This window comes from Bifidobacterium miconisargentati, assembly GCF_019331675.1.
GTDB classification, from domain to species: Bacteria; Actinomycetota; Actinomycetes; order Actinomycetales; family Bifidobacteriaceae; genus Bifidobacterium; species Bifidobacterium miconisargentati.
Genome location: NZ_JAHBBJ010000001.1, coordinates 125,212 through 150,022 on the forward strand (window position 1 = coordinate 125,212; position 24,811 = coordinate 150,022).

Genomic DNA, 24,811 nt, shown 5'->3' on the forward strand with positions numbered 1-24,811 from the left:
ATCCAGGTCACCGTTCCCGGAATGCGGGAGAACCGGTATCTCAGGTTCATGAGGCCACGCGGCGGAGACCGGGCAATCGTCGTCGGAGCCGCCGACGGACAGTCCATGGACGGGCAACGTGCCGCCGTCGAGGCCCGGATTCTGGCGTTTGGCACCAGTCTCGACATGCAGGACGCAGGACCATGCCGGCGACCCTGACGCTCGTGTCCGAGGATCCCGAGGGAACGCTCGCACAGCTGGCGCGAGCGGGCGTCACGGTAGACGACGTCATCCCGGCGGACGCTCCCATGGGTCGGCTCGTGCAGTTCATGACCGGACTCGCCGAAGCGGTCGTCATCACCGATATGGGTCTGGAAACCATCATGCCGATCGCCGAATTGGACCCGGGTAGGACGCCAGGAGTCCATTTCAGGACCCACACGCAGGAGGAGACAGTCATGGCCGACAACGACGGCGGTCCTTCGGACAGCCGCGACGACACGCTCGCGTCACTGCTCACGCGCCGTCAGGCGTTGGAAGACATGCGACGCCGGGCGGAGGAATACCTCCGCGCGCGACGCGAACACGCGCATGAAGAAAACGAAAGGACAAGATAAATGAAACTCGTCATAGCGGAGAAACGCTCCGTGGCGCAGGCCATCGCCCAGGCCCTCGACCCGCACCCGAAGGCCATGGACGGCTACATCCAGACACGCGAAGCAATGGTCAGCTGGGCGCAGGGTCATCTCGTGGACCTGGCGGAACCCGACAAATACGGGGACGAACCATGGCATGAGGGACGGTGGCGGATGGAGGACCTTCCCATCGACCCCATGGAATTCAAATGGGAAACCAGTCACGCCAAAGGAGCCGGCGAACGCTACCGGCAGCTCGTCGGACTCATGAGACGCGACGACGTGGACGGGCTTGTCAACGCCTGCGATCCGGATCGCGAGGGCGAGGCGATCTTCCGTCGCATCACCATGCACTCCGGTGTCGGCAAGCCGGCGTCGCGCCTGTGGGTGGCCTCGCTGGAAGAGGAAGCCATACGCAACGCCTGGCAAACCATGAGGCCGGAGAGCGAATACGACGGGCTCGCACGCGCCGCGGACGCCCGGGCCAAGGCGGACTGGCTCGTCGGCATGAACGCCACCAGGGCCCACACCATCGCCTACCGGCGCACCCTTGTCATGGGCCGCGTGCAAACGCCGACGCTCGCGCTCATCGTGGAACGCGACCGGCAGATCGACGACCACAAGCCGCAGACCTATTGGAAAGTCGCCGCGGACATGGGCGGGTGGACGCTGGTCAGCGACCGGATCGATGACCAGGACGAGGCCGAACGGCTCCGCTCCCGGACGGTCGGGGAAAGCCTGCATGTGGACAAGGCCGAACGAAAGACAGTCCATGACAGGCCTCCCCGCCTCTATGACCTGACCGGGCTGCAGAAGGACATGAGCCGACTGCACGGCATGACGGCCGCGGACACGCTCGCGGCGCTCCAGCACCTCTACGAGTTGAAACTCGCCACCTATCCACGCACCGACAGCCAATACATCACGCACGACGACCTGCCCACGCTCGACACGCTCATAACCTCCGGCAGGCTCATCGACGGATTCCTGACACCGGCGGCCGTGCCGGCGAACCCACGGCCCGCTCTGGCCGTAAACGACGAGAAAGTGGCGGGCCACACCGCGATTCTGCCCACGACAAGACTCGACGCGCCGCGACTGGCCGATCTGGCCGAACCGGAACGCAAGGTCATCACACGCATCGTCCGCCGCATGTGGGAAGCGGTCGGCGGCGACCGTGTCCGGCACGTGACCAGCATCGAAGCCACATGCGCCGGCATACGGTTCACGGCAAGGGAGGATCGGACCATCAGCCCCGGCTGGACCGCGATCGAGACGGAGAAGCCCGCAGATGAAGCCGACGACGCGGAAACGAGCGGATCAATCCCGGAGGAAGCACGAGACGGCGTGGACCTGCGCGCCGTCTCATCGGAGGCCCGTGAATGCGTGACCCAGCCCCCGAAACCGTTCACCGAGGCGACCCTTCTGGCCGCGATGGAACACGCGAGCCGCTACGTGGAGGACAAGCATCTCAAAGCGGCACTCGAAGACGATACAAGCCATTCCGGAGGCATCGGCACGCCGGCCACTCGCGCGGACATCATCGAAAAGCTCGTCTCCTCCAAATACGCGGCCCGCAAAGGCAAGCAATTGCGTTCCACTCCCGAAGGCCGGCTCCTCATACATGTGGCCGCCCCGGAACTCACCGACATACGAACGACCGCCGAATGGGAGGACATGCTCGCCGGCATCGAACACGGGAGAACGGACGAGGACGAGTTCCTCGGCATGATCCGTGGAATGTGCGCCGACATGCCGGGCATGGTCCTGGACCGGCTCGACCCCTACTGCCGCAATGACGACACCGGGAAACCACGGCAGGAATACGGTCCTTGCCCGCGCTGCGGGCAGCCCGTCATCAGGACGGGGAGCATATGGCAATGCTCGACCAACCGCAGTGAGAAAACCCCGGAAGGCGACTGGCAGCAGACCGCAGGCTGCGGGTACAAGATCTTCGGCACGCTTGCCGGACGCAAGCTCACCGACCAGCAGATCCGCCAGGCCCTATCCGGCGCCACGCCAACCGTCACGGGATTCACCAGCCGCAGCGGCAAGAAGTTCGACGCGCGCATCCAAGCCGACCCCGAACGGGGCGTCAGCATGCTGTTCGACAAAGGAGGAAACCGATGAACAGAAAAACCAACCCGATAGCGGTCATCATCACCATGCTGCTCGCCCTCTGGGCGGGCGACCTGCTCGGCATGCAGGCAAGGGCGGAAACGGCCGCCGGCACGCCGGTCAACGACATGATCCTCAAGACGCTGCTCGCCCTCCAGCAACCATTCCGGTTCAGCCTCGACAGGCGGGACCTTCTCGCCGGCCTGGGATGCGCCGCGCTCGTGGGACTGATCTGGATGGTCCGCTGGTCGAATCGACGCAACTACCGGCAGGGCGAGGAATACGGCACCGCCCGATGGGGCGACGCCGACGACATGGCTCCCTACACGGACGCCGATGTCAGCCAGAACATCCAGATGACCCGCACCGAAGGCCTCAGCCTGGACGCGAAGGCCACGCACCGGAACATCAACGTGCTCGTGTCCGGATCCTCCGGCTCCGGCAAGACCCGCTCATACGTGATGCCCAACATCCGACGCGCGAACATGAGCTTCGCGATCACAGACCCGAAAGGCGAGATCTACAGGGCGACCTCGGAAATGCTCGCCGGCAAGGGATACGACGTACGCAAGCTCGACCTCGTGGACCTCATGCAATCCGACGGGTTCAACCCCATGCACTACATCAACCCCGACAGTCCCGAAGCGTCGATCATGACGCTCACCGAGAACCTGATCGCGAACACCGACAGCGCCGACGCGAAAAAGGGCGGAAGCGACGAATTCTGGACGAAAGCGGAACGCGCCCTCTACAACGCGCTCATCACGTGGGTGTACTACACGTCCGACAACCCGTCCCTGAACGAGGTGGTCGACATGGTAGGCAAAATGGAAGCCTCGGAAACCAACGAGAACATGATGAGCGAGATCGACGCCCTCATGGCCGCCGCACGCGACATGATCAAGGAAGTGCAGGACAAGCCCGACGAATGGGACGACGACGTCAAACGCATGTGCCGAGGACTCGTGTTCGCCTGCGGCCAGTACCGCGTGTTCACCCAAGGTGCCGGCGAAACCAAGAAGAGCATCATCATCAGCGCAGGCGTGCGACTCGCACCCATGCAGATGGTCGACATCCGCCGGATCCTCGACCACGACACCATCGGACTCGACCAGGCAGGCCATCGGAAGACCGCGATATACCTGATCATGTCGGACACGAGCACGACATTCAACTTCATGGCCTCGATCTTCTACCAGTGCCTGTTCGAGTCGAACATCTACGTCGCCGACCATCAGGACACCGGCGAACTGCCCGTTCCCCTGCATTTCTACATGGACGAGTTCGCGAACATCGGACAGATCCCGGGATTCGTGCAGAAACTCGCCACCATCCGAAGCCGCCGGATCAGCTGCTCGATCATCATCCAGAACCTCGCCCAGCTCAAAAGCCGCTACAAGGACGACTGGGAAACGATCGTAGGCAACTGCGACAGCTTCCTGTTCCTGGGCGGCAAGGAACAGACCACCACCGAATTCGTATCCAAAACGCTCGGCAAGGCCACCATCGACATGAGGGAGACCAGCGAGCAACGCGGCGCTTCCGGCGGATACACCGTCAGCTATCGAAGCACCGGCCGCGAACTCATGCTCCCCGACGAGCTCGCGCAGATGCCCGACGACCACTGCGTGTACCTGCTTCGAGGATGCAGACCCTTCTATTCGCTCAAGACCATTCCGGACAAGCCGACGGCGAAACCCAAATCCCGTCTCCGGCATTCACCCGATTGGCGACCGGTCAGATGACGATCAAACCCGACGGCAAGAGCGCCACGAACCGGGCCCGAAGCGGATAAAACTCCATTCGTTCATGCGTGCCCCATGCGGGGACACGCATGAACGAATGTGCATCCCGCTATTCACGTCCACCATCCACACGTAGAACAACTGTTCGACAATTGGATGACATGAAATACATGGATCGGATCCAGGCGGATCGTGCCTGCGCCAAAAACATCAGTCCGCTCGTCAACGGGCGACAGCTGAGAATCATTGCCGAGCCCATCGACCGGGGACATTACCTGCGAAGGAAAGTGGAACAGACCTATCGAACGAACAAAGCAGCCACAGAAGGCAGCGGAGGCAGCATCGAATGGGTGCTCCGCTCCGACTTGGCCGATCCGCCGATCCCATTGGAATGACCATCCTAGTCCCCGCTTTATTGCGGCGCGTACGAGCCAGGTCGGCGGTTCACTCCCCGGAAACGGATACCATGGGCTCACACAATGGACGGCCGAAGGCCCGAAGCCGAAGGAGACGACTGCAATACGAACAGCTCGACACCTCCCCCAGTAGATACGTTGTGCTCGATGTGGAGACGAACGGGCTGAGCGCCCGTTATGACGACCTGCTATCGATTTCGTTGTACAAGCCGGACACGCAGGAAAGATATGACAGGTTCCTTCCCCTGGAGTTGTCTCCTTTCGTGGAGACGACCTATATCAACGGCATCACCGAAGAGGATCTCAAGGACGAATCTCCGCTGAGCCAGGACGAGGTCAGACAACTGTTCGAGGATTTCGAGCTTGAATCCAGGATTATATTGCACTACGGAACAATAGACGAACGTTTCCTAAAGCAATATTTTGAACGGCATAATCTGGAAGGCTTCGAGAAGCTGACATTCTTCAATTACAAGAAACTGATCCGCGCGTCGAGATGGTCATCGGGTGAGATAACGAAGGACAACCTCTGCCGCATGCTCGGCATTGAAGGAGTCCGGGAAGTCCATTCGGGAGGCAACGATTGCATCCTGGAGTGGAAGCTGTTCGAGAGGATCGGAGGCCGTGGGCTATTGGCCACGACGGATGGGCCAAGCATCAATGTATTCGTCATCACACCGGGGTATCTCATCCCCGCCAGTTTCCTCTACACCTATCCAAGGCTTGGCGAGTTGATGGACCGCCCCTATATCCTGCATGAGGAGAGGGAGGTGTTCCGGCTTTCGGTTCCAGGCACAGGGATAAAACGGTTCCCCGCGAATATCACGGGCGTCACATTGGAGAATCTCATTGATTCCATGCTCGACGTCAAAATCGTCGACTCGACCGACTTCCTTTCGGACAACAAGAGAAAGCTCGAATACCTTGGCAGCCTAAACACGCAGCAGGCCGCAATCCCCGTGCGACTCGAATCGGACGGCAGCGTGACATCGGCAAGGAAGGAGGATCGAAAGCTCACGGATGAGATTAACCATGTGCTCGACATGTTCCGGAAACGTATCAGCCCGCTTATCGAATACATCAAGCATGATATTTTCGCCGATAAGCCCATACTCTCTCAGGAACTGTGCGTGGATGAGGAGCATGGCATTTTGGCATTGTGCGACCTGTCCACCGATCAGGCCGTGCTCGAAATCAAAACCGGCGAAGCCAACGTGGAACACTATAAGGAGCAGCTTTATTATGAGGCCCATGGCCGCAAGAGCTACATCATGGGCATGGAATGGGTTTTCAACCCTGATCATACGAAGCTCAGAAAAGTCGACTTCGTGATTTCGCAAGTCGTCACAACGGCCGGAACCAAACCGGGGAAAACCGTGACGGCAAACGAGACCAGCCGTTTGCTTGCCGAACGGAGGTGGAAGGAGAGGACGGCACCATTCAACGTGGAAGTCCGGGAATACAAGAACTATAAGACAATGATGCGGCTGGCATGCGGCCGTTGCGGGCAGGAGTGGACGGTAAGCCCGTCAAGATTGTCTGCATTCGATGGCGACCCCTGCCCGAATTGCAATCCGAAGGCACCTAGAACGAGGACTCCCCGTTCGGACGGGCGAAACTCTCGGAAAGCGATGACGCCCGAAGAGGCATTGACGGGACGCGCCAAACGGTTCCGAGCCAAAGTTCTGGAACGCAGTTCGGAAACGATCGAAGTGATTGTTGAGAGCTACACGGGCGCCAAGGAGCCAGTGACGGCGCGCTGTGTGAAATGCGACCATGGCACGATGCCGGTGCCCCAAGTGCGGATGAAGGCACGCTCACGGGGTCATAGGCTACCATCCGAACCAGGCAGTCCAGTGAACCCTCCCGCTGTTTTGTCCGGGGAAACGGACCAGGACGGGGCCGATCCGCCTGATTGGGATGGTGACGTCGACGGGGCGGATGAATACGATTGCGGCGGGGAGTACGAGTAGGACTGCGACGGAGAGGACTGCGACGGAGCAGATGCTTCCTGTTCATCGTTCCCGGCTTCGGTGGTGGTTTTCTTCCGGGCCTCATCGTCGGCCTTGGCCTTGGCCTTGCCGACCTCGTCACAGAGTTGGGTCAGGCGTCGCTCGGCCTCGATGGCCGTCGTCAGATTCGCTGCCGTGACCGGACTATCCCTCCATTCGTCCGCGAGCTCAAGCATTTCAGTCCGGGCGTCGGTGTCGGGTGCTTTCTTCAGACCGTCAGCCGTTGCAATGAGGTCGGACAGGGATGCTCCGACCTCGGAGGCCTTGGATCGCATGACGGCCGTCCAAATCGTATTCAGACTGTCGGTGGCCTTAGCGATGCCATCGGCCTTGTCCTCGTCGTCTTTCGTGGTATCGGTCATGCTGGCGGACAGGGTTTCCCGGGACCGCTTCACCTTCCGGTCGTCGGAGACTGGCGATTTCTTGACTTTTCCGAGTAGCATGTTCGCCCGTTTCGTCGCGTTCGCCAGACTCCGACGCGCCTCATCATCCTTTCGGGCCTGCTCTGCGACCGCCTGCTGTCTGTCGGATTGGATCATATGGACGGCGATCGCGGTACCTCCGCCGGCGAACAGGACCGCGAGGATCAGGACGGGCGCCAGCAGGGTGCGGGTCCAGCCGTTCAGGGTACGGCGGGGGATCTCGTCAAAGGCATCGTCTTCCGTCCCATCCGTTTCGGGATCGGAGGCAGAGGACGCCGGAACGGCTGCGATCTCCCGGATCGGAGAATCGGGTTCACCGGTCTGCTTGATATCCGAAGGCTCTGCTGCGGGCGGCGGGGCGGCGGCCGGTTCCGCGAGGGCCTGTGGTTTTGTGGTTTTCAGGTATTTCGGCGGTCGTTTGTTGTCACCCCGTTTCCAGCCTGCGGGCGGTTCGGGCGGTTCTCCGGCAAGGTCCGGCCCGACCGAGAGAGCATGGTCGATCCAGTCCTGGAGTTCGGGCCATGCGCTGGGATGATCGGCCACCTGTTCGAGCAGATCCCACTGCTCGATGTCCAGGCAGATCGATTCCAGTTCCGCGGGTTTGAGTCTTGGGGACAGGCGTTTCGTCATTGCGTGTCGTCCTCCGCCGAGGCACGTTGCCCGTCCGCGGTCTGGGGGCCGGTGCCCTTGGACGGGGTGAACGCACCCTCCGAAGGCGGGTCGATCCTCGTGATAATCCACCCCATGGTCTTGTCCTTCTCATACGTGAGCGTCCAGGCGAACGGGAGACCCTGGTAGACGCTGCAGGAGACCGCGTCATCGGCTTGGTAGGACAGGAATCCCTGTGGGTCGGCATCCGGCTGGGCGATGATCTTTGATCGCCACTGCAGGCCTTCAGCGTTCTCGGCGAACCAGCCGGTCAGGTCGGCGTCGGCATCCAAGTAGGCGGTCAGGGCCTTCGGTGCGAGTTTTCCGCACACGTCACCCGCCTTGTCGGCCGAGAGGCCCGGATACTCCTGTCCGGCGGATGATCGCCCGGCTTCTCCGGTGTCTTTCTTACGGCTCGTGCTCCGGGTGACGTCAATCGTCGCGGATGACGTTTGCGCCGTCTCGTTCTGCCTCTGGCGGGCCCGCTGCCGTGAGAACATGCCCGACACGATGATCAGGGTGAGCGCGAGAAGGCAGGCGAGGACGACAAGTATCACACGTTTTCGGTCTTTCACGGTCACGTCCTTTCCTTAGTGGATGAAGTCCATGCCGCCTCGATTCGCATCGAGTTCGGCTTTGGTGAATGTGCGTGTGGAGACCACGCCGACGCCCCTGGCGTTGGCCTCGCTGATCAGGATCGAACCGTCCGGGTATACGGCCTCCACGATGGCGACATGTCCGTACGTGGGATCGGCACCCAGCACCCCGGCATGGAAACTGACCGCGTCGCCCGGAGACGGATCCAGACTCACGGAGTATCCGAGACTTCGCGCGGTCACGCCCCACCTGCCGCCATCACCCATATACGGGTCGACCGGCTTGCCGATCTGTGAACGGCGGATCGCCGCCCACCATGTGCATTGCCCCCACGCATATGTGCTGCCGGGACCGGTGTCGATGCCGGTGATGTCAACGATGCCGGCGGCGTTTGCTGACAGTTTCGGGGTCAGTTCGCCCACCGAACCGCCACCCCCGCCCACCGAGGCCTGGTATTTGTTCATCAGGCTCTTGATGTGCGATACATACCGGGCGACCTCGCCGGCCGGCACCCCACCCGCCTTGAGTGCGTTGCCCATGCCCGTGTTGTATGCGGCAAGCGCGAGGTCGACGGGGTCCCCGGTCAGCCGGCCGCTGTCCTTGTAGGATTTCGCCTGCTTGACCAGGTCGCACATGAGCAGGCCCTGCGAGTAGATCGCGTCATGCGGGTTCCACACGTCGGCAACGCCGTCGCCGTCGCCGTCCTTACCCACGGACGCCCAGGTATCCGGCATGAACTGGGATATGCCCTGCGCACCCGCACCGCTCTCCGCCTTGGGATCCCAGTTGGATTCGTTCTCGATCTGCGCGGCTATCAGGGGTGCCGTGATATCGGAGCAGAGGCTGCCGGCGCGCAGCACGTCGGACTGGTATTGCGCCGGCACGTTCGACAGTCCCGATGACTGGGAGCTGTTGAAGATGCTCAGGAACGAGGTCACCAGCATCACCATCACCAGGATGATCGACAGGACCACGGCGGCCGGAACGCCCAGCGATGAGGAGACCGCGGCGGCCATATGCGCAACCATCCGGGATGCGGCCTGGGCGGCACGGGAGGCCCATCGCGCCGCGGTGGAGGCTCCCTGGGATGCCGACCGCACGCCCTTGACGGCCGTTTTGGCGCCTCGTGCGGCGGCCTTCGCGCCACGCACTCCCGTTCGTCCGGCGCGCCAGGCGGCGCGTGGGGCGAACGGCATGCGTTTCGATACGGATATGGTCAGGCCCTGGACCTTGGCTCCGATATGCGTGGCCTCGTCGCCGTCGTTGTTCAGGCCGGCGGCGATGCGATCCGCCGACGACTCGATGCCCTGCACCCCGAAACGGGACAATCCGGTGATGCTCTTGAGCCGATGGACCACGGCACGCTTGCCGGCGCTCTTGCCCACGGCGGGCGCACCGGGATCCCCGGCCGCGATCTTCGCGGCTATGGCCTGGCCGGAACCGGCGGAACGCAGGAGCGATGAGGCCTTGACGTCACGCACCGTCCGGGCCCCGGCCCGCGAGGAACGCCCAGCGGAAACGGGGCCAGCGGCCGCGGTGCGTACGGCAGGTCCTTGTTTCGTTCCCCGGGCACCCTGGACGGGAGATGGGCCGGCGGTTCGCGGGGACTGACGCTCCCCGGCGACCGTTGCCTTCCGGTCAGACGTGCCGCGGGGAACGTTCCCGCCGGACGACCGGCCATGGTCTTCGCCCCCGGATGCGTAGGACGTGTACGCGGGACGTGCGGCGTCATTGCCTTGCCGGGACCGTCCAGGCATGCCGGAACCCGTCGACACCGTCGCTTCCGATCCGATGCCCGAGCCCATCGGGTCGATGCTGGTGCCGAGAATCGCGCGGCTGGCCGACGGCGTGCTCGTAGTGACGTGGCCCGACGCCTGCACGCCGGAGCTCATGGACTTGGCACCGGTATTGACCGTTCCCATGGCCACGGCCCTGTGCGTCTCGGCCGGCCGCGTATCCCCGGATTCCTTCCTGCGGTAGACGCTCGGCATGGATCAGGCCCCGAAGTTGGTGTCGTACAGACGGAACAGTTCGGTATGCGGGTCGATGCGCACATCGAACGGGACGAATGCGTTGCCGAACTTCATCAGGCCCTGGCCGGGCAGCACGCCGGTGAAGTAGGCGCGTTCCTCGTCGGACAAATGGAGCATGTCGCACAGGGTGTCCGCGTCGGTGGGCTGCTGGTTGAGCATCAGCAGGTAATCGACGTTGGACAGCATCAGGCTCGCGTTCCGGTCGCCGAGCAGCTCCTCAATGTTCTGAGTGATGCCGGTGACGCCCAACCCGTACTTGCGGGCTCGCTTGAAGATGTCCTTGAACTGGCGGGAAGAGTACTCGTTGCCGAAGAACCGGTGGAACTCGTCCACGTACAGCCAGGTGCGACGGTTGAGCTGCTGGTTGCGGCGGACACGGTTCCATACCTGGTCCAGGACGGTCATCATGCCGAACGTGCGGATCTCGCCGTCCAAGGCGGACACGTCGAATACCGTGAACCGGTTGGACAGGTCCACGTTCGTCTGGCCGCTGAAGCCCGACAGACTGCCGGTGGCATAGGTTTCCAAGGCGATGGCGAGCTCATGGCCGGCGCTCTCCCCCGTCTTTTCCAAGGCCAGTCTCAGGTCGGCCAGGGTGGGCTGCGGCAGGCCCGGATGCTCGCGGAATTGACGGTACAGGTTCATGACGCAACGATCCACGAGGGCGCGTTCGACCTTGTCCAGACCCTGGCTGCCGCCCAGCAGGCTGCCCATCATGTCGACCACGACCGACGTCTTGGCTCGAATCGGGTCCTCGTCATCGGTGCCGTCCATGAGGATGTCCATCGGGTTGATCCTCTGGCTGCCGCCGGCACTCACCTCGATGCGTGATCCATGGAACGCCTCGCACAACGGCAGATATTCGCGTTCCGGATCGATGACGATGATGTCGTCGTCACGGGTCAGGTAGAGTGCGCCCAGCTCCCACTTCACGCTGAAGCTTTTGCCGCCGCCGGAAGTGGCGAGCACGAAGCCGTTGCTGTTCAGCCCCTTCCTGCGGTCCGCGACAATCAGGTTCCCGGACCTGCGGTTCTGACCGTACACGATGCCGCCGGGCTGGTAGACCTCACGGCTGGTGAACGGGACAAGGATGGACGCCGAATTCGTGGTCAGCGTGCGTTTCATGGGCAGGAGGTTGTTACCCAAAGGCAGTACCGCAATCAATCCCTCGGGCTGCATGTACTGGAGGGATTCGACCTGGCAGGACTGGCGCAGCGCGGCGGCCTTCACATCGGCCGTATGCTGGTCAAGTTCCTCGGGGCTGTCGGCCGAGATGCCGATGACCATGATCGCGTTCACGAGACGCTGGTTCGTGGACTGCAGTTCGGCACGCAGGCCGGCGACCTGCTCCTTCGCGTCCCGCAAGTCCTGCGGGATCGCGTCGGCGGGAAGCCCGGCCTTGATGTTGTTCTTCGACTCCTCGATGGTCTGCATGTCGAGTTCGGCGTCCTTACGCTTCACGATGCGCAGGCCCTCGCCCTTGTCATAGGGTGCCAGATGGATGCTCACGTCGATCTGCGCCTTAACGGCGGTGATCTCCGAAACCAGCTGGTCGGACAGTTCCGGGGGAAAGTCGCTGATCCACATGGTGCGCATGTACCGGGTGCGGTCCCCCGCGGTGATCTTCATATACCCGGGATTGCGGGTGTCCATCGCCCAAGGGGCAACGTAATCCTTCGTATCCGGTTTGCCGAAGCCACGGGACTTCATGAACCGTTCCTCATCGAACAGGAACGGCTGCCCGTAACGCAGCGTCTCGGCCATCAGCCGAAGCCGGTCCGCCCGGTCCATGCGCGTCGCCTGGCACCCGTCTATGGCGTTCAACTGGGCGGTCACGCGCATCACCAGACGGTTCAGCGAATTGACCGCGCGTTCCGCGTCGGCGTCCTCCACGGTCAGGGTCATAGTCTTGACCTGATCCGTGTTACGGGTCGCCGTGCTCATCTTGTCCAGGATGTTGCGGTTGTAGTCCTCCCGCAGCTGGTCGAACCCGTCACGGCGCAACGGCATGCTCACCTCGTCCACGACCTGTTCGACGCCTCGCGTGCGCGTGTGGATGCCGATCTGGAGGCGTTCGCCGCCCGTGAACGAGTTCAGCATGCCCGCCCACCGGTCGATGATCTCCATCTGATGCTGTTCGGTGCTGATCTCGTAGTTGATATCGGTGAACTCCAGGGTCAGAGACCACTGGTTGTCGCCCAGATAGGCGACGCCCTTGCGGGCCATCGAATCATATCCGAGCAGATCCTTGACTCCGGCGGGCATGCGCCGCTTGCGACCCCGGCCCTCCTGCGAGGGTTCCACACCCTGCCGGCGGGAGGAGGAAGGGTTCTCCCCTGTCTTATCCTTACGTTTCGAGAACATCAACGCTCCTTCATGCTTGGCTTGTGCGAACGACGGAAACGACGGGCGGGACCGTCCATCAGCCACAAGTGTTGTCCGGACAGATGGCGCCACATGTAATGCATGTACTTCTCCGACATGAGACCCATGGGCCGCCACCACCCGTAGGCGGCCAACGGCACCATGAGAGGGAATTCCAGATACATGATCACGTTCGGATCCCACCCAGCCAGCAGCCACAGCGCGACATAGCTGCCGCCGCACAGGACTGCCATCAGGGTCAGGCTCAGCAGCTGCCGCCATGTCATGTGCAGCCAGACCTTCGGCTCCACCGTGGAGATCTCTCGGAATACGGGCATCATCAGCATGATGCGTCCTCTCCCCTCGTCATGCCTCGGTGCCCAGCCAGCGCTTGGCCACCGAATTCGATATCGCGACCACGCCGATCAGCAGGACGCTGGCGAGCAGCAGGTTGCCGAACTGGCCGATGACCCAGCCGGACAGGCTGTCCCCCTTGTTGAACGAGTCCGGCTTCATCACGTCCGAAACCATCTGCCGGTACATGACCACGCTCAGATACAAGGTCACGCACTGCAATACGATCGACGCATAGCTCTTGAAATAGCCGATGCCCATCTGCCGCGTCTCCTCGCAGGCGATGAACGCGATGGGCAACGGATTGAACGCGGTCATCAGATAGATCTGGATGAACCGGAGCATCACGACGACAGTGAACACGATCGCCGCGAGCTTGGATACCAGGAACGGGATGATCAGCAGCACCAGGCATGCGGCCTGGCCAAACACGCCCGCGTCCTTGACCGCGTCCTTCATCTGGTCGCCCAAACCCAACGTGTCGGCGTTGCCGGTGGTCGTCGCCACTGAGGTGACGCCACCCATGATCGAGGATCCCACCTCATCGATGCCCTTCAGCATCAGGTCGGCGTTCTGGGCGGCCAGAAGGACCAGGGTGAGCTTGATCATGATCATGCCGATAAGGCGCACGCTCAGCTCGCGGTCGCCGTCGGCCTTCTGGCTGGCACGGGCGAGTTCGAGCATGAACACGATCGACAGCACGATAGCCGCGATGGGCTTGACCGCGACCGTGGCGACCGTCAACGACAGCTGGTAGAGGCTGGCCGAATACTCGGACGGGGCCTGCAGCAGCGTGTCGACAACGGTCTGGTCAACGCCGCCGCCGATCGCGTTGAGCATGTCTATGACGAAATCCTCCATGCCGGCGGCCCCAACGTCACAGGGCGATGGCCTTGAAAATCTGCGCCGCTGCGATGATCAGGCCACCGCCCACCACCTGCCACATGCCGGCCTGGATGCCCGGACCGTTCTGATCCTTCAGGCTGGTGCCGAGAGCGACCGCACCCCACACCAGCAGGGCGCCGCCGCCGATCGTGGTGAACTGGACGAACAGGTCCAGCACCTGGGAGAGCATCTCCGTGCCTCCCGCGGCCAGGACCACGCCGTCCGGCTGCGCCAGAACCTGTCCGTCGGAAAACCCGTGGAACAACTGCATCATGTCTCTGTCTCCTTTGCTGTCATGGTCTTTTCGACCGCTCCAGCATGAGACCGTCGCACGCCGGTTGCGTGCGTGTCAGACGAAAAATCCGAGCATGGGAATGTCATCCCATCACCGGATGGGGCGCCGCCAGCCATGACACGTGCTCGGCCAGCCATGGGCACAACCACGCGAAACACGTGAACACGACGCCCGACCACATCAGCAGGTACAGGACCAGGCGGACCGGAAGAAAACCGGCCTGGAGACGCCACAACAGCAGCATGGGATTCCACCACCCATCCCTGCGCAGCCGTCGGATGGAGGCACGGCGGTCGAGCAGCCAGCATCCCGCGTCAAGCACCAGCCAGGAGCCCAGCAGGAGCACGGCCAGGCTGGGTGTCACGGGAGCGTCATGATTGACGCGGCGCACCGTATCGCTTACACGCGAAATCGTCGCGCCGACGGTTCGAGGCGTCGAGTCCGCACCGGTCAGTTCCCTGACGGTTCCCTCCGAGGCCCGGGCCCAGTAATCGAATTCAGCGAACGCCACAAGACGGTTGGACGGTTCGCTGGTGGGGTATTTCGGATCGCACGTGGTCAGCACGAGCGTACGCTCGCCTTCCACGGGATCGAGCACGCTCCAATCATCCGCGGTGACGATCTTCGTGCCGGTGATCCGGTACACATACCAGTAGTCCTTCGTGCGGATGACCACGGCATCGCCCACACGGACGGTATCGAGCAGCCACAGGCTGGCCGACTGGCGGTGCCCCGCGTAGCCGGTCATGCCGAGCGCGCCGGGCATGACGGAGTTCTCATAATGGGCGACGCCGAGGTTGTTGAGTATGTCATCCCCGGTGCCCTGTTGGATGAGCCGGTCCCAACCGGATCCGAACCGGGGGATGTACATGTGGCCTATCACGCCCGCGTATCCGGGCGCGGCCTCCAGGGGCGGATCGGAATACCGGGGTTCGGCCACGCGCGCGGATCCGGAATCCGTTGCATCGCCGGACGGGTCCCAGCCCTGCGAGGACTCGATCCGCTCCATGGTCGAGACCACGTCGAACGATGCGCCCCAGTACTGCCAGAGCCATTGGACGCCCAGCATGATCGACGCCAGGGCTATCAGGCCCAGCAGCACGTCGAAGAGGCACTCCACGGGACTCCGACGTGACCGTACTCGTCCAGCATGAACGGCATGGACCGAGTCAGCCTTCAACCTTTCCATGTTCCTCCGCCCTCGTGGCCCAGCCACGCTCGGCGAGGAGCCCCACCAGACGCTCCACCAACACGCTGTCCGCGTCGACCTTGGGCTCAATCGGGCTCAGCGTCAACTCGAACGGCAGCCCGTTCTCGCGCACAACGGCCTTATAGAACAGGGTGATCGCCGCGCTCGGCGTCAGACCGAGCTGATCGAAAACCGATTCGGCCTGGCGTCGCAGTTCGGGATCGATGCGAATCGAGGTCGGCGCAGTGGTCGCCATGGGAACTCCTCCCCTACATCAACGCGGATAAACGCTATCCAGCATACGTCACCGCAGCGTGCGTGTCCGGGTACCCGAATTCAATTTGTAAGTGCAACGCCCGTCGTTGGTTGTCGTGTCTTTGACATTACCTTGCCGAGTTCGCGGTACCAAACCTCGTTGGGTGTTTCCCAGCCCAGGACCTTCATGGGGGTGTCGTTGATCTCGTCCACGATGGCCTGCAGGTCCGCGTCCGTCAGGTCGTCGAGGCCGGTTTTCTTGGGCAGGTAGCGGCGGATGCGCCCGTTGCGGTTCTCGTTCGTGCCCCGCTGGTACGAGGAGTACGGGTCCGCGAAATAGGTCAGCATGCCGAGCGCCTCGTCCACGAGCAGGTGGCAGGAGGATTCGGTCCCGTTGTCCCAGGTGCGGTCGATGCGCGCGGGCGCGGGGATGTCCTTGTAGATGTCGTATTCGGCGCGCGCGGTCGCCAGCGCGCTCTTGTCGGGGATGAACCTGGCGAACAGCTTGCGGCTCTTGCGTTCGACCTGCGTGTCGATGCACCGTTTCGACGGGGCGGCGCCGATGACGGTGTCGGACTCGAAGTGGCCGAACTCACGGCGGGAGTCCACGCGTTTGGGCCTGTCGGCGATCGGCACGCGCATCGGGATGTGCGGCCCCTTCGACCGGCGTCCCCTGGCGCGCGTGTGATGCCGTTTGCCTCTCGGCAGGTACTGCCTGAGGTCCAGCGTCCTCTGCAGTTTCGCGTAGATCCACCGGTAGAGGCACTCGTGGCTGACCCTCATGCGCGGGTCGTCGGGGAATTCGACCGTGAGCCGTCCCTCGATGCGTTCGGGCGTCCACCCCTTCCTGAGGGCGTCCATGACCCACGAGAGCGGCGGGTCGTACGCCATGCGCAGGGGCTTGCGCGACCTGCGGGCACGCGTCTCGGCCTTGCGCTGCGCGGTCATGGCCGAATAGAACGGCCGCGACGTCCACGCCCCGGTCTTCAGGCGTTCCGGCCGGTAGGGGCGGTACGGGTCGTTCTCGTTGGACGCGAACCACAGGCCGCGTTTCAGCTCGCGGCTGATGGTCGACTTGTCACGGCCGATCCTCAACGCGATCTGACGCACACCGAGACCGTCCCGGTTCCTCAGTTCGTCGATCCGGACGCGTTCCTCTGCCGACAGGTGGGAATAAGCTTTCATATCGAGCGCAACACTTTCTCTTCGGTTATGAACTTGAACACTTCCAACCATAGACAAGCGTTGCGCTTCTATTTAGAACTCGGGGGTGGACGCCGGAGCGCTGGATCTGCTACCCGACCATGTGCCCGGTCAGGTGGTGATCACACCGCATGCCGGCGAGATGGCGGCGCTGCTCAACCGGCTCGAGGTCGATCCCTTGTCGAAGACCGGCGCTCCGACCGCCGACGACGCTGCGGATGACGAATCTGCCGGGCACGTTGCCGATGACGACGCCGGGCACGACGAATCCGGCACGATCGAAACCGAGGCGGCCGGGCCCAGCGCACCGACGAATGGCGAGGACGGACCGGACGCAATCGCGCCGACACTGGAGCCGGCCGGCCGGCCGCGTCATGCCGGTCCTTCCGATTCGTCACGGTTCACCGTGCAGGATGTGACATCCCATCCGCTCGCCAGCGCACGCCGCGCGCATGAGCTGACCGGTGCGACGGTGCTGCTCAAGGGCGCGGTGACCATCGTGGTGGACGAGGACCATGTCTATGTCTCCGGCAGCGCCCCCGCATGGCTGGCCACCGCCGGCGCGGGCGACGTGCTTGCCGGTCTCGCCGGCGCACTGCTGGCGCAGCAGGGCCCTGAGATCACCACGGCCGAGACCGTGGCGTCCGCCGCCTACCTGCATGGCATGGCCGCGGCGATCGCCTCGGAATCTGAGCAGCAGGGCTGGCAGGAGCCCGAGCTGGTGGGGCACGGCCGCCGTCAGCGGTTCATGACGCTGGGTCACCCCATCGTGGCAGGCGACGTGATCCGAGCCATCCCCGAGGCCATCGCCGACGTGATCGCCTGAGAGTCCGAGAGTCCGAGAGTCCGAGAACCGAAGAGCCGCATTGCTTGGCTTCCCTCGCTCAGGGAAGCCAAGCAATCTTTTATCCGAAAAAACGGTCACACCATCCGCCGACCGTCTCAGGCCTCCGGTTCGCCGTCGATGTCGAGACGGTAGCCCATGCCGGTCTCCGTCTTCAGATACCTGGGCCGCGCGGGATCCGGCTCGATCTTCTTGCGCAACTGCGAAATGTACAGTCGCAGATAGCCGGTGTCCTTGACGTGCTGCGCCCCCCAGATCGAGGTGAGCAGGTCCTGACGGGTCACGAGCTTGCCGGCATTGCGCACCAGCACCTCGAGCACCTTCCACTCGGTGGGCGTGAGCCGCACACGCGTTTCGCGCCCCGCTTCCCCGCAGAATACGGCATGGGCGTTGAGATCCACGGTCACGTCGCCGAACCGCACCAGCGGTGTCTCGCTTTCCGCCGTGCTCTCCTGCGCGACCCGGCGCAGCAGGGCGCGGATGCGGGCCAGCAGCTCGTCGATGGAGACGGGCTTGGTCACATAGTCGTCGGCACCCGCGTCCAACGCCGCCACCTTCTCACGCGCGTCGGTGCGCCCGGACACCACCAGAATCGGCGCCTCGGTCCAGCCGCGCACGCCCTGGATCACGCCCGTGCCGTCCATTCTGGGCATGCCGAGATCCAGGACGAACAGGTCGGGGTGCTCCTCGACCGCCACCGTGATGCATTCGACGCCGTCACGCGCGGTGACGATGTCGTAGCCCTGCGAGTGCAGGGTGATCTTCAACGCCTTGAGGAACTGCGGATCGTCGTCCGCCACCAGAATCTTCATCGACGTGCCTCCTCTCCCGAATCCGTCAGCGACGGGTCCCAACCCGTCGCTCTGTCACCGGCGCCGCCACCGTCGGCGACGGCATCCATCGAGACCGGTTCCACGCCGGACTGTGTGCCGCCCGTGGAATCGTCGTCATACCGTCGTTCATCATCATCCGCTTCCGCAACGTCATGCCGCTCACCGGCGTCAGGCGCGGCATCGGAACCTGACCCCGCGCCCTCCCCAGCGCCGGCGTCAACCGAGGAGCCGGAATCGTCGGAGTCCGCATCCCCCTCATCCCTGCCGCCGCGCATGATGCCGTAGTTGATGAACCGGTCGAGCCCGCGCTCGTCGGACTGCCCGCTGCCCGGCAGCGGCAGGATCACATCGGACACGGCCCCTGAAACGTTCAGCATGTCCTTGGCGATGATGTCGGCCGGATCAGGTCGGTCGTCGGCCGGAATCGGCTGTCCGACACGCAGCTTCTGGTCGGCCACACGCAGGGTGATCACGATGGTCAGGCCACCGCCCGGCGTGTCCTCGGGACTGATCGAACCGCCCATCGATTCGACGAACCCCTTCGACAGCGCCATGCCCAGCCCCAGACCGGTGGTGTTGTCCGTGTCGCCGAGGCGGTGGAACGGCAGGAAGATGTCATTCTTGCGCGAATCGGGCACGCCGGGGCCCTGATCGGCCACGCGGATCTCGACCACGCCGTTGAACGAGGAGGCGGACAGCCGCACCCGCTTGGAGGACGGGGTGAACCGCATCGCGTTGACCAGCACGTTCGACAGCGCGCGGCGAAGCAGGGCCGGATCGGCCACGACCAGCGGTAGGTCGGGGGCGATGTCCAGATCGATGGACCACGGTCCGATGCCGAGTTCGTCGAACAACGGGATGATCTCCTCGCCCACATCCGTGACCACCAGCGACAGCGGCAGCGCGCCCTCGCGGATGCGCGAGACGTCGAGCAGGTCGGTGACGAGCTTGGTGAGCTGCTTCAGGCCGTCGGAGGCCACGCTGAGCAGTCCCTTGCGGTCCCGCGCGCTCATCGTGTCGCCCATGCGCTGCAGTCCGGAGACGGCGGCGGTGGCCGAGGCGAGCGGACGGCGCAGGTCGTGGCTGACCGCGTTGAGCAGGCCGGTGCGCACCTTCTCGGCGGCGGCGAGCGGCCCGATCTCGCTGGCCTTGCGTTCCAGATCCTTGTGCTCGAGCACGGTCTGGATCTGCGAGAGGATGGCCAGCAGCATGCGCTGGTCCGAAGCCTCGACGGGTTTGCCGTACAGCTTGAGCTCCGGTCCGTCGTCCGACATGGCTATGGTCTCCGGCTCCTCGACGGACACGGCGAGGTCACCGTCGCCGTCGATGGCGGAATCCGTCCTCGTGCCCGGTTCGCCGTCCGAGATGATGACGTGGCCGTCCTGCACGACGCGCACGCAGGAGAATCCGAACGCCTCGCGGGTGCGGTGCACGATGGCCTGAAGCGGATCGTCGCTGCGCAGCACCGCCCCGGCCACGCTGGCCAGGGTCTCCGATTCGGCGCTGGCGCGCCGGGCCTGCCGTGCGATGGTGTCGGCGCGGTCCACCACCGCGGAGACGATGACGCCCACGAGCACGTAGAGCACGATGGTCACCATGTCCGAGGCGCGCATCACATGGAAGGTCGCTATGGGCACCGTGTAGAGCAGGTCCAGCACAAGTCCGGAAAGCACCGCGCACACCATGGCGGGCACAAGCCCGCCGATCACGGCGGAGACCACCACCAGCAGCTGCAGCACCAAGGCGTCGCGCTGCGCATAGGTGGGCGCGCTGAACTGGTACAGCATCCAACCGGCGAGCAGCACGGACAACACGGCGAACGCGAACCCGGCCGCCCTGCGCCTCCACGCGATCGGATGCCTATTCGAGGAGGGCATCCTGAAGCCCTTGTTGACGAACGAGTGCGTGACGATATGGACGTCGATATCGCCGGATTTCTCGATGATGCCGTTGGGCGTGGAGGGCCGGCCCAGCCAGCGCGAAAGCGCGTTGCGCCGGGAGACGCCGACGATGACCTGCGTGGCGTTGTTCGCACGCGCATAGTCGAGCAGGGCTTCCGAGATGTCCTCGCCGACGATCTGATGATAGGTGCCGCCCAGCTCCTCGACGAGTTCGCGCTGCTTGATGAGCAGGGCGGGATTGGAGCCGGCCAGCCCGTCCTCGGGGGTGACGTGCACGGCGATGAGGTCGCCGCCGCCGGACGCCCGGGCCACGCGGGCCCCGCGCCGCAGCAGCTGCTCGCCTTCGGGCCCGCCGGACAGCGCGACGATCACGCGCTCGCGCGTCTCCCATTTGGCGTTGATGTGGTGTTCCTCGCGGTAGGCCTTAAGCGCCTCGTCCACGCGCCCGGCCAGCCAGAGCAGGGCCAGCTCGCGCAGGGCGGTGAGGTTGCCGGCGCGGAAGTAGTTGCTCAGGGCCGCATCCACGCGGTCGGGCTTGTAGACGAATCCGGCGGCGAGACGCTCGCGCAGGCCTTCGGGCGGCAAATCGACCAGTTCGACCTGGGAGGCGGAACGCAGCACCTTGTCCGGCACGGTCTCCTTCTGGGTGCTGCCGGTGATCTCACGCACCACGTCGTTGAGCGATTCGATGTGCTGCACGTTGATCGTGGTGATCACGTCGATGCCGGCGTCGAGCAGATCCATGACGTCCTGCCAGCGCTTCTTGTGCACCGATCCGGGTGCGTTGGTGTGGGCGAGCTCGTCGACGAGCGCCACCTGCGGGTGCCGTTCGATGATCTTGAACAGATCCATCTCCTCGAGCCACATGCCGCGGTAGCGCAGATGCCGCCGCGGCACCATCTCGAGCCCATCGGCGGCCTTGGCCGTGGCGGCGCGGCCATGGGTCTCCAACAGGGCGATGACCACGTCCTTGCCGTCCTCCTGCAGGCGATGCCCCTCCTTGAGCATCGCGCACGTCTTGCCCACGCCCGGTGCGGCACCCAGCATCACCCTGAACGTTCCTCGTGCCTGTGCCATATCAGCCCCCGTATTCCCAGACATCCCAATACGACTGTATACGATAAACGTCGTCAGGGGTGGCGGCGCGAATGTCCCGCGTCACCACCCCTGACGACCGGCCGCCGCCTGCCACGGCGATCGACGACAACGCATCAGTCGAATCACCGGCAGACCGCATGCCGAATCACTTGAGCTCGTCAAGCGCCAGATTGAGCCGGACCACGTTCACCGTGGACTCGCCGATGAAGCCGAGCCCGCGACCGGTGGTGTACTTCCGGACCAGATTCTCGACCTGCTCCTCGCTCAGACCGCGCTCCTTGGCCACGCGCTTGACCTGAATGGCCGCGTATTCGGGGCTGATCTCCGGGTCGAGTCCGGAGGAGGACGCGGTGACGGCGTCGGACGGCACGTCCTTGACGCTCACGCCCTCGCGCTTGGCGATGGTCTTGCGCAGTTCCGTGGTGGACTTGACGAAATCGGCGTCGGCATGGCCCTTGTTGGTGCCGGCGGACGCGGCCGCGTAGTAGCCCTGGCTGTCCTCGTCCTTGTTCGGGTCGGATGCCGCCGACGGACGGGACTGGAAGTACTGGGGCAGCGCGTCGCCGTTGGCGTCCGTGAAGGACTGGCCGATCAGCGACGAGCCGACGACCTCCCCCTGCGCGTTGGTAATCATCGAGCCGTTGGCCTTGTCGGGCATGCCGAGCTGGCCGATGCCGGTCATCACGAACGTGTAGACGATCACGATGACGGTGAAGACGATCACCGCCTTGAGCCCGGCCCAATAGGCGTGCAGGTTCAGCGAAATGGTGTTCTTCATGACAATCACTCTTTCCTAATCGCTCTTCGGATCAGAAGCCCGGGATCAGACGGACGAACAGGTCGATGATCCAGATGCCGACGAACGGCGCGATGATGCCGCCCAGGCCGTAGACCTTGAGGTTGCGGCCCAGGATCTTCTCGCTGGCCTCGGCACGGTACTTGACACCCTTCAAGGCCAGCGGGATGAGCAGCACGATGATGATCGCGTTGAAGATGATCGCGGAGAGCACGGCGGACAGCGAGCTGTGCAGACCCATGATGTTGAGCAGACCGAGTCCCGGGAACTTCTCCATGAACATGGCCGGGATGATGGCGAAGTACTTGGCCACATCGTTGGCGATGGAGAAGGTGGTCAGGGCGCCGCGCGTGATGAGCAGCTGCTTGCCGATGGCCACGATGTCGATGAGCTTGGTCGGGTCGGAGTCGAGGTCGACCATGTTGCCGGCCTCCTTCGCGGCCGAGGTGCCGGAGTTCATGGCCACGCCGACATCGGACTGGGCGAGGGCCGGGGCGTCGTTGGTGCCGTCGCCGGTCATGGCGACGAGCTGGCCCTTGGCCTGCTCCTTCTTGATGTAGGCGAGCTTGTCCTCGGGCTTGGCCTCGGCGATGAAGTCGTCCACGCCGGCCTCCTTGGCGATGGCCTTGGCCGTGAGCGGATTGTCGCCGGTGACCATGACGGTGCGGATGCCCATCTTCCTGAGGTCGGCGAAGCGCTCCTTCAGGCCCTTCTTGACGACGTCCTTCAGCTGGACGACGCCGAGCACCTTGGCCTCGCCGTTCGCGTACTGCTCGGCGACGACCAGCGGCGTGCCGCCTTGGCCGGAGATGGCGGCCACGCGGTCATGCAGGGCGTCCCTCACCTCGGTGGTCATGGTACCGCCTTCCCTGTCGATCCATGCCTCGACGGCGGAGGTGGCACCCTTGCGGATGCGGTCGCCGTTCGGCAGGTCGAGGCCCGACATGCGGGTTTCGGCGGTGAACGGCACGGCCACGGCTCCCGGCACCTCGTCCACGTCGAAGCCGTCGGACTTGGCGAGTGCCACGATCGACTGGCCTTCGGGTGTGGCATCGGCCAGCGAGCTCAATGCGGCCGCCTTGACGATGTCGTCATGATCGATGCCGGGCAGGGCGTGGAATTCGGAGGCTTGACGGTTGCCGTAGGTGATGGTGCCGGTCTTGTCGAGCAGCAGCGTGGTCACGTCGCCTGCCGCCTCGATGGCGCGGCCGGAGGTGGCAAGCACGTTGCGCTGCACCAGACGGTCCATGCCGGCGATGCCGATGGCGGACAGCAGGGCACCGATGGTGGTCGGGATGAGGCAGACGAGCAGAGCGACCAGCACCGTCAGGCTCACGGAGGCGCCCACCGCGGAGGCCTGCGGGTTGATGCACAGCACCACCACAAGGAAGATGATGGTCAGGGAGCTCAGGAGCACGTCGAGAGCAATCTCGTTCGGGGTCTTTTGGCGGTTGGCGCCTTCGACCAGGGCGATCATCTTGTCCACGAAGCTTTCGCCGGGCTTCTGGGTGATGCGCACCACGATGCGGTCGGAGAGCACGCGGGTGCCGCCGGTCACCGAGGAGCGGTCGCCGCCGGATTCGCGGATGACGGGTGCGGATTCGCCGGTGATGGCGGATTCGTCCACGGAGGCGATGCCGGAGATGATGTCGCCGTCGCCGGGGATGAGCTCTCCGGCGGAGACGACGACCACGTCACCGAGCTTCAGGTCCGAGCTGGGGACCTCCTCGATGTAGGACGGGCCCTCACCGCGCTCGGGGGCGCGCACGTCAGGGTCGTTCTTCTCGTCGTAGCCCTTGACCAGACGGGCGGGCGTGGTGGTACGGGTCTTGCGCAGCGCGTCGGCCTGCGCCTTGCCGCGGCCCTCGGCCACGGCCTCGGCGAGGTTGGCGAACAGCACGGTGGCCCACAGCACGATGGCCACGATCCAGGTGAAGTAGACCGGCTCGCCATCGGTGAGGGCGGTGTCGAACAGCTGGCACACGCCCAGCAGGGTCAGGAACGCGGCGCCCACCCACACGATGAACATCACGGGGTTGTGCCACATGTTGCGCGGGTCGAACTTGCGGAACGCATCCGGCAGGCTCTTGCTCAGCATCGCGCCCAACGACTGCTCGTTGGACTTCTTGACGTCGTTCGCGATGGAAGTCGCGCCGTTGTTGACGTCGTTCGCGGTTGCGGAAGTCATA

The 24,811-nt window shown here is 64.0% G+C and carries 19 protein-coding genes and 1 pseudogene; 7 read left to right on the forward strand and 13 right to left on the reverse strand.

Features of this window, described 5'->3' with window-relative positions; all coding sequences use genetic code 11:
• Window positions 1-182: 182 nt before the first annotated feature.
• The 5 genes from KIH81_RS00535 (at window position 183) to KIH81_RS12230 (ending at window position 6,866) form a co-directional block, all read left to right on the forward strand.
• Complete coding sequence (locus tag KIH81_RS00535; protein ID WP_214303605.1) at window positions 183-596, forward strand: hypothetical protein; 414 nt, start codon at window positions 183-185, stop codon at window positions 594-596.
• Entirely contained in the window at window positions 597-2,744 is a 2,148-nt protein-coding gene (locus tag KIH81_RS00540; RefSeq protein WP_214303606.1) for a type IA DNA topoisomerase, read from the forward strand.
• A complete protein-coding gene (locus KIH81_RS00545) occupies window positions 2,741-4,477 on the forward strand; it encodes a VirD4-like conjugal transfer protein, CD1115 family (protein ID WP_214303607.1) in 1,737 nt (578 codons plus the stop codon). Before KIH81_RS00540 ends, KIH81_RS00545 begins: the two co-directional genes overlap by 4 nt.
• A gap of 161 nt (window positions 4,478-4,638) precedes the next feature.
• Window positions 4,639-4,872, forward strand: coding sequence for a hypothetical protein (locus tag KIH81_RS00550; protein WP_214303608.1), 234 nt, complete (start codon window positions 4,639-4,641; stop codon window positions 4,870-4,872).
• A gap of 161 nt (window positions 4,873-5,033) precedes the next feature.
• Window positions 5,034-6,866, forward strand: coding sequence for a 3'-5' exonuclease (locus tag KIH81_RS12230; RefSeq protein WP_214303609.1), 1,833 nt, complete (start codon window positions 5,034-5,036; stop codon window positions 6,864-6,866).
• A 1,087-nt stretch (window positions 6,867-7,953) separates the two neighbouring features.
• Here KIH81_RS12230 and KIH81_RS00560 read toward each other — a convergent pair.
• The gene (locus KIH81_RS00560) at window positions 7,954-8,556 is read right to left on the reverse strand and encodes a hypothetical protein (RefSeq protein WP_214303610.1); all 603 of its coding nucleotides are present in this window, start codon (window positions 8,554-8,556) and stop codon (window positions 7,954-7,956) included.
• 9 nt (window positions 8,557-8,565) lie between these two features.
• A complete protein-coding gene (locus KIH81_RS12235) occupies window positions 8,566-10,053 on the reverse strand; it encodes a lytic transglycosylase domain-containing protein (RefSeq protein WP_214303611.1) in 1,488 nt (495 codons plus the stop codon).
• Window positions 10,054-10,327: 274 nt separating this feature from the next.
• Between KIH81_RS12235 and KIH81_RS00570 the strand changes: the two genes are divergently transcribed.
• Window positions 10,328-10,552: a hypothetical protein gene (locus KIH81_RS00570; protein WP_214303612.1), complete on the forward strand. Its 225-nt coding sequence runs from the start codon at window positions 10,328-10,330 to the stop codon at window positions 10,550-10,552.
• Between the two features lie 14 nt (window positions 10,553-10,566).
• Here the strand turns inward: KIH81_RS00570 and KIH81_RS00575 are convergent, their stop codons facing one another.
• The 7 genes from KIH81_RS00575 to KIH81_RS00605 all read right to left on the reverse strand — a co-directional run bounded on the left by KIH81_RS00575 (window position 10,567) and on the right by KIH81_RS00605 (window position 17,132).
• Window positions 10,567-12,969, reverse strand: a complete 2,403-nt coding sequence (locus KIH81_RS00575; protein ID WP_214303613.1) for a VirB4-like conjugal transfer ATPase, CD1110 family — start codon at window positions 12,967-12,969, stop codon at window positions 10,567-10,569.
• Window positions 12,969-13,310 (reverse strand): PrgI family protein, encoded by a 342-nt coding sequence (locus tag KIH81_RS00580; RefSeq protein WP_236029024.1) that lies wholly within the window; start codon window positions 13,308-13,310, stop codon window positions 12,969-12,971. The genes KIH81_RS00575 and KIH81_RS00580 overlap by 1 nt, the downstream gene beginning before the upstream one ends.
• 25 nt (window positions 13,311-13,335) lie before the next feature.
• Window positions 13,336-14,184, reverse strand: a complete 849-nt coding sequence (locus KIH81_RS00585; protein ID WP_214303614.1) for a VirB6/TrbL-like conjugal transfer protein, CD1112 family — start codon at window positions 14,182-14,184, stop codon at window positions 13,336-13,338.
• 16 nt (window positions 14,185-14,200) lie between these two features.
• A complete protein-coding gene (locus tag KIH81_RS00590; RefSeq protein WP_214303732.1) occupies window positions 14,201-14,398 on the reverse strand; it encodes a hypothetical protein in 198 nt (65 codons plus the stop codon).
• Between the two features lie 187 nt (window positions 14,399-14,585).
• Entirely contained in the window at window positions 14,586-15,623 is a 1,038-nt protein-coding gene (locus KIH81_RS00595; RefSeq protein ID WP_214303615.1) for a sortase, read from the reverse strand.
• A 49-nt stretch (window positions 15,624-15,672) separates the two neighbouring features.
• A complete protein-coding gene (locus KIH81_RS00600) occupies window positions 15,673-15,948 on the reverse strand; it encodes a type II toxin-antitoxin system RelB/DinJ family antitoxin (protein WP_214303616.1) in 276 nt (91 codons plus the stop codon).
• Between the two features lie 80 nt (window positions 15,949-16,028).
• The gene (locus KIH81_RS00605) at window positions 16,029-17,132 is read right to left on the reverse strand and encodes an IS30 family transposase (protein WP_214303617.1); all 1,104 of its coding nucleotides are present in this window, start codon (window positions 17,130-17,132) and stop codon (window positions 16,029-16,031) included.
• Between the two features lie 421 nt (window positions 17,133-17,553).
• Between KIH81_RS00605 and KIH81_RS00610 the strand changes: the two are divergent.
• A pseudogene (locus KIH81_RS00610) lies at window positions 17,554-17,976 on the forward strand (NAD(P)H-hydrate dehydratase); the annotation flags it as partial.
• Window positions 17,977-18,092: 116 nt separating this feature from the next.
• On the opposite strand, the gene KIH81_RS00615 reads toward KIH81_RS00610, so the two are convergent.
• The 4 genes from KIH81_RS00615 to kdpB all read right to left on the reverse strand — a co-directional run bounded on the left by KIH81_RS00615 (window position 18,093) and on the right by kdpB (window position 24,810).
• Window positions 18,093-18,806 carry a response regulator gene (locus tag KIH81_RS00615; RefSeq protein ID WP_214303618.1) on the reverse strand — a complete coding sequence of 238 codons (714 nt, stop codon included), beginning with the start codon at window positions 18,804-18,806 and terminating at the stop codon, window positions 18,093-18,095.
• The gene (locus KIH81_RS00620) at window positions 18,803-21,805 is read right to left on the reverse strand and encodes an ATP-binding protein (RefSeq protein ID WP_214303619.1); all 3,003 of its coding nucleotides are present in this window, start codon (window positions 21,803-21,805) and stop codon (window positions 18,803-18,805) included. Before KIH81_RS00620 ends, KIH81_RS00615 begins: the two co-directional genes overlap by 4 nt.
• 166 nt (window positions 21,806-21,971) lie before the next feature.
• A complete protein-coding gene (kdpC, locus tag KIH81_RS00625; protein ID WP_214303620.1) occupies window positions 21,972-22,604 on the reverse strand; it encodes a K(+)-transporting ATPase subunit C in 633 nt (210 codons plus the stop codon).
• Between the two features lie 31 nt (window positions 22,605-22,635).
• Window positions 22,636-24,810, reverse strand: coding sequence for a potassium-transporting ATPase subunit KdpB (gene kdpB / locus KIH81_RS00630; RefSeq protein WP_214303621.1), 2,175 nt, complete (start codon window positions 24,808-24,810; stop codon window positions 22,636-22,638).
• Between the last annotated feature and the right edge of the window lies 1 nt (window position 24,811).

Coding starts and splice junctions, on each gene's coding strand:
- KIH81_RS00535 (WP_214303605.1), top strand. CDS start 183: ATGCCGGCGACCCTGACGCTCGTGTCCGAGGATCCCGAGGGAACGCTC.
- KIH81_RS00540 (WP_214303606.1), top strand. CDS start 597: ATGAAACTCGTCATAGCGGAGAAACGCTCCGTGGCGCAGGCCATCGCC.
- KIH81_RS00545 (WP_214303607.1), top strand. CDS start 2,741: ATGAACAGAAAAACCAACCCGATAGCGGTCATCATCACCATGCTGCTC.
- KIH81_RS00550 (WP_214303608.1), top strand. CDS start 4,639: ATGAAATACATGGATCGGATCCAGGCGGATCGTGCCTGCGCCAAAAAC.
- KIH81_RS00570 (WP_214303612.1), top strand. CDS start 10,328: ATGCCGGAACCCGTCGACACCGTCGCTTCCGATCCGATGCCCGAGCCC.
- KIH81_RS00575 (WP_214303613.1), bottom strand. CDS start 12,969: ATGTTCTCGAAACGTAAGGATAAGACAGGGGAGAACCCTTCCTCCTCC.
- KIH81_RS00580 (WP_236029024.1), bottom strand. CDS start 13,310: ATGATGCCCGTATTCCGAGAGATCTCCACGGTGGAGCCGAAGGTCTGG.
- KIH81_RS00585 (WP_214303614.1), bottom strand. CDS start 14,184: ATGGAGGATTTCGTCATAGACATGCTCAACGCGATCGGCGGCGGCGTT.
- KIH81_RS00590 (WP_214303732.1), bottom strand. CDS start 14,398: ATGCTCTCCCAGGTGCTGGACCTGTTCGTCCAGTTCACCACGATCGGC.
- KIH81_RS00600 (WP_214303616.1), bottom strand. CDS start 15,948: ATGGCGACCACTGCGCCGACCTCGATTCGCATCGATCCCGAACTGCGA.
- KIH81_RS00605 (WP_214303617.1), bottom strand. CDS start 17,132: ATGAAAGCTTATTCCCACCTGTCGGCAGAGGAACGCGTCCGGATCGAC.
- KIH81_RS00615 (WP_214303618.1), bottom strand. CDS start 18,806: ATGAAGATTCTGGTGGCGGACGACGATCCGCAGTTCCTCAAGGCGTTG.
- KIH81_RS00620 (WP_214303619.1), bottom strand. CDS start 21,805: ATGGCACAGGCACGAGGAACGTTCAGGGTGATGCTGGGTGCCGCACCG.
- kdpC (WP_214303620.1), bottom strand. CDS start 22,604: ATGAAGAACACCATTTCGCTGAACCTGCACGCCTATTGGGCCGGGCTC.
- kdpB (WP_214303621.1), bottom strand. CDS start 24,810: ATGACTTCCGCAACCGCGAACGACGTCAACAACGGCGCGACTTCCATC.